3 protein-coding genes and 1 pseudogene are annotated in these 3,652 nt (G+C 66.6%); 3 read left to right on the top strand and 1 reads right to left on the bottom strand.

Going from position 1 to position 3,652, the window contains the following annotated elements; all coding sequences use genetic code 11:
* Positions 1-156 (bottom strand): annotated as a pseudogene (locus DBR20_RS22460) (TetR family transcriptional regulator); the annotation flags it as partial.
* Between the two features lie 159 nt (positions 157-315).
* Here DBR20_RS22460 and DBR20_RS01510 point away from each other — a divergent pair.
* The 3 genes from DBR20_RS01510 to DBR20_RS22455 all read left to right on the top strand — a co-directional run.
* Positions 316-1,479, top strand: a complete 1,164-nt coding sequence (locus DBR20_RS01510; RefSeq protein WP_089241527.1) for an isovaleryl-CoA dehydrogenase — start codon at positions 316-318, stop codon at positions 1,477-1,479.
* Between the two features lie 8 nt (positions 1,480-1,487).
* Positions 1,488-3,098 carry a carboxyl transferase domain-containing protein gene (locus DBR20_RS01505; RefSeq protein ID WP_100554410.1) on the top strand — a complete coding sequence of 537 codons (1,611 nt, stop codon included), beginning with the start codon at positions 1,488-1,490 and terminating at the stop codon, positions 3,096-3,098.
* Positions 3,099-3,124: 26 nt separating this feature from the next.
* On the top strand, positions 3,125-3,652 hold a 528-nt coding region (locus tag DBR20_RS22455; protein ID WP_308812586.1), incomplete at its 3' end, for a biotin carboxylase N-terminal domain-containing protein.

Raw genomic sequence — 3,652 nt, 5'->3', positions numbered from 1 at the left:
GATCAAGCCGGTGGAGACCCCAGCCTGGGTTGCCACCGCCGTTACCGGCGCGTTGCGCCAGCCGCCGGTGGCGACCAGTTCGCGGGTGGCCAGCAGGATCCGTTCACGGGCCCCGGCCAGGCGTTCTTCCATCAATGCTGAGCGTTTATAGGCCATGTTCTGAGTCTAGTTTCAATTTTTGAATTTGTATTCACTTCTTACCCGAACCCCGCTACGCTGGGGTCCAATCGCCCGCGCGGGCTGCTGCTGTGAACAGCTGCCCGCTTCCCCTTCCGGGTGCGTCCATTCCCCACCTTCCCTCGTGGAGCCATCGCAATGCACGTGCCATCCCTGAACTTCGACCTCGGCGAAGATATCGACCTGCTGCGCCAGAGCGTGGCCCATTTTGCCGCTGCCGAGATCGCGCCGCTCGCGGCCGAGACCGATGCGACCAACCAGTTCCCGTTGGCACTATGGCCCAAGCTGGGCGAGCAGGGCCTGCTGGGCCTGACCGTGGAAGAAGAATACGGCGGCACCGGCATGGGCTACCTGGCCCACGTGGTGGCGATGGAAGAAGTCTCGCGTGCTTCCGGTGGCATCGGCCTGTCCTACGGCGCGCACTCGAACCTGTGCGTGAACCAGCTGCGCAAGAACGGCACCGAGGCGCAGAAGCAGCGCTTCCTGCCGGACCTGTGCAGCGGCGCAAAGATCGGTGCGCTGGCGATGAGCGAACCGGGCGCGGGTTCGGACGTGGTGTCGATGAAGCTGCGCGCAGACAAGCGCGGCGACCGCTACGTGCTCAACGGCAACAAGATGTGGATCACCAACGGCCCCGACGCCGACGTGCTGGTGGTCTACGCCAAGACCGACGTCGAGGCCGGCGCGAAAGGCATCACCGCCTTCCTGGTCGAGAAGGGCATGAAGGGCTTCTCCACCGCGCAGAAGCTGGACAAGCTGGGCATGCGCTCCTCGCCCACCTGCGAACTGGTGTTCCAGGACTGCGAGATTCCTGAAGAGAACGTGCTGGGCGCGGTCGGTGGCGGCGTGCGCGTGCTGATGTCCGGCCTGGACTACGAGCGCGTGGTGCTGTCCGGCGGCCCGCTGGGCCTGATGGCTGCAGCGATGGATGTAGTGATGCCGTATGTGCACGAGCGCCACCAGTTCGGTGAGCCGATCGGCAGCTTCCAGCTGATCCAGGCCAAGATCGCCGACATGTACGTGGGCCTGGGCGCCTGCCGCGCCTATGTGTATGCCGTAGCACGCGCCTGCGACCAGGGCCGCACCACCCGCCAGGATGCGGCCGGCGCGATCCTGTACGCCGCCGAGAAGGCGACCTGGCTGACCGGCCAGGCAATCCAGATCCTCGGTGGCAACGGCTACATCAACGAATACCCGACCGGCCGCCTGTGGCGCGACGCCAAGCTGTATGAAATCGGCGCCGGCACGTCGGAGATCCGCCGCATGCTGATCGGCCGCGAACTGTTCCAGCGCACCCTGTAAGGCACCCCATGAGCATCCTAGGCAGCCAGCTGCAACCGGGCAGCGATACGTTTGAAAGCAACCGCGCGGCGATGCAGGCCGTAGTCGACGACCTGCATGCCACCCTCGCCCGCACCGCACTTGGCGGCAGCGAAGCGGCGCGCGCCAAGCACACCGCACGCGGCAAGCTGCTGGTGCGCGACCGCATCGATGCCCTGCTCGACCCGGGCAGTGCGTTCCTGGAAATCGCGCCGTTGGCCGCGCACGGCATGTATGACGACGCCGTGCCCGCCGCCGGCGTGGTTGCCGGCATCGGCCGCGTGAGTGGCGTGGAGTGCGTGATCGTGGCCAACGATGCCACGGTCAAAGGCGGCACCTATTACCCGGTGACGGTGAAGAAGCATCTGCGCGCGCAGGAGATCGCCGAGCAGAACCACCTGCCGTGCATCTACCTGGTCGATTCCGGTGGCGCCTTCCTGCCGCTGCAGGATGAAGTGTTCCCCGACCGCGACCATTTCGGTCGCATCTTCTACAACCAGGCCAACCTGTCGGCGCAGGGCATTCCGCAGATCGCCTGCGTGATGGGCAGCTGCACCGCCGGTGGCGCCTACGTGCCGGCGATGAGCGACGAGACGGTGATCGTGCGCGAGCAGGGCACGATCTTCCTCGGTGGCCCGCCGCTGGTGAAGGCGGCCACCGGTGAAGTGGTGACGGCCGAAGAGCTGGGCGGTGCCGATGTGCACACGCGCATTTCCGGCGTTGCCGACCACATGGCCGACAATGACCTGCAGGCACTGGCACGGGTACGCGCGATCATCGCCCAGCTCAACTGGCGCAAACCCGAAGCAGCGATGGCGCTGCAGCCGGTGGAAGAACCGTTGCTGCCGGCGCACGAACTGTACGGGGTGATCCCGGCCGATACGCGCAAGCCGTACGACGTGCGTGAGGTGATCGCACGGCTGGTCGACGGTTCGCGTTTCGACGAGTTCAAGCCGCGCTATGGCGCCACCCTGGTGACCGGCTTCGCCCATCTGCATGGCTATCCGATCGGCATCATCGCCAACAACGGCATCCTGTTTTCCGAGTCCGCACTGAAGGGCGCGCACTTCATCGAGCTGTGCACCCAGCGCAACATTCCGCTGCTGTTCCTGCAGAACATCACCGGCTTCATGGTCGGCCGCAAGTACGAACAGGGCGGCATCGCCAAGGACGGCGCCAAGCTGGTGATGGCGGTGGCCTGCGCCAAGGTACCCAAGTTCACCGTGGTGATCGGCGGCTCGTTCGGTGCCGGCAACTACGGCATGTGCGGCCGCGCGTACTCGCCCAACTTCCTGTGGATGTGGCCGAACGCACGCATCGGCGTGATGGGCGGCGAACAGGCGGCCAGCGTGCTGGCCACGGTCAAGCGTGATGGCATCGAAGCCAAGGGCGGGCAGTGGCCGGGCGAGGAAGAGGATGCATTCAAGGCACCGATCCGCGACCAGTTCGAACAGCAGGGCCACCCGTATTACGCCAGTGCGCGGCTGTGGGACGACGGCGTGATCGATCCGGTCGATACCCGCCGGGTATTGGCCCTGGCCCTGTCAGCCAGCCTCAACGCTCCCCCGCAGCAGACGCGCTTCGGCGTGTTCCGCATGTGACCTGTGCCATGACCGAGTCTGTTGCCATGTTCAGCAAAGTCCTGATCGCCAACCGCGGCGAGATCGCCTGCCGCGTCATCGCCACCTGCCGTCGCCTCGGCATCGCCACCGTGGCGGTGTATTCCGATGCGGACCGCAATGCACGCCATGTGCGCCTGGCCGACGAAGCCATCCACATCGGCCCGGCGGCCGCGCGCGAGAGTTATCTGCGCAGCGATGCCATCCTCGATGCCGCACGCCGCACCGGCGCGCAGGCCATCCATCCCGGCTACGGCTTCCTGTCCGAGAACGCCGACTTCGCCGACGCCTGCGTCGCAGCGGGGATCACCTTCATCGGTCCGCCCGCCAGTGCGATCCGCGCGATGGGCGACAAGAGCGCGGCCAAGGCCTTGATGGCCGAGGCCGGCGTGCCGCTGACGCCGGGCTACCACGGTGACCAGCAGGCGCCGGAGTTCCTGCGCACCCAGGCCGATGGCATCGGCTACCCGGTGCTGATCAAGGCCAGCGCCGGCGGCGGCGGCAAGGGCATGCGCAAGGTCGAGCGCAGCGAGGAC

The organism is Stenotrophomonas sp. HMWF023 (assembly GCF_003060985.1).
GTDB classification, from domain to species: Bacteria; Pseudomonadota; Gammaproteobacteria; order Xanthomonadales; family Xanthomonadaceae; genus Stenotrophomonas; species Stenotrophomonas lactitubi.
This window is presented reverse-complemented; position numbering and strand designations above follow the sequence as displayed.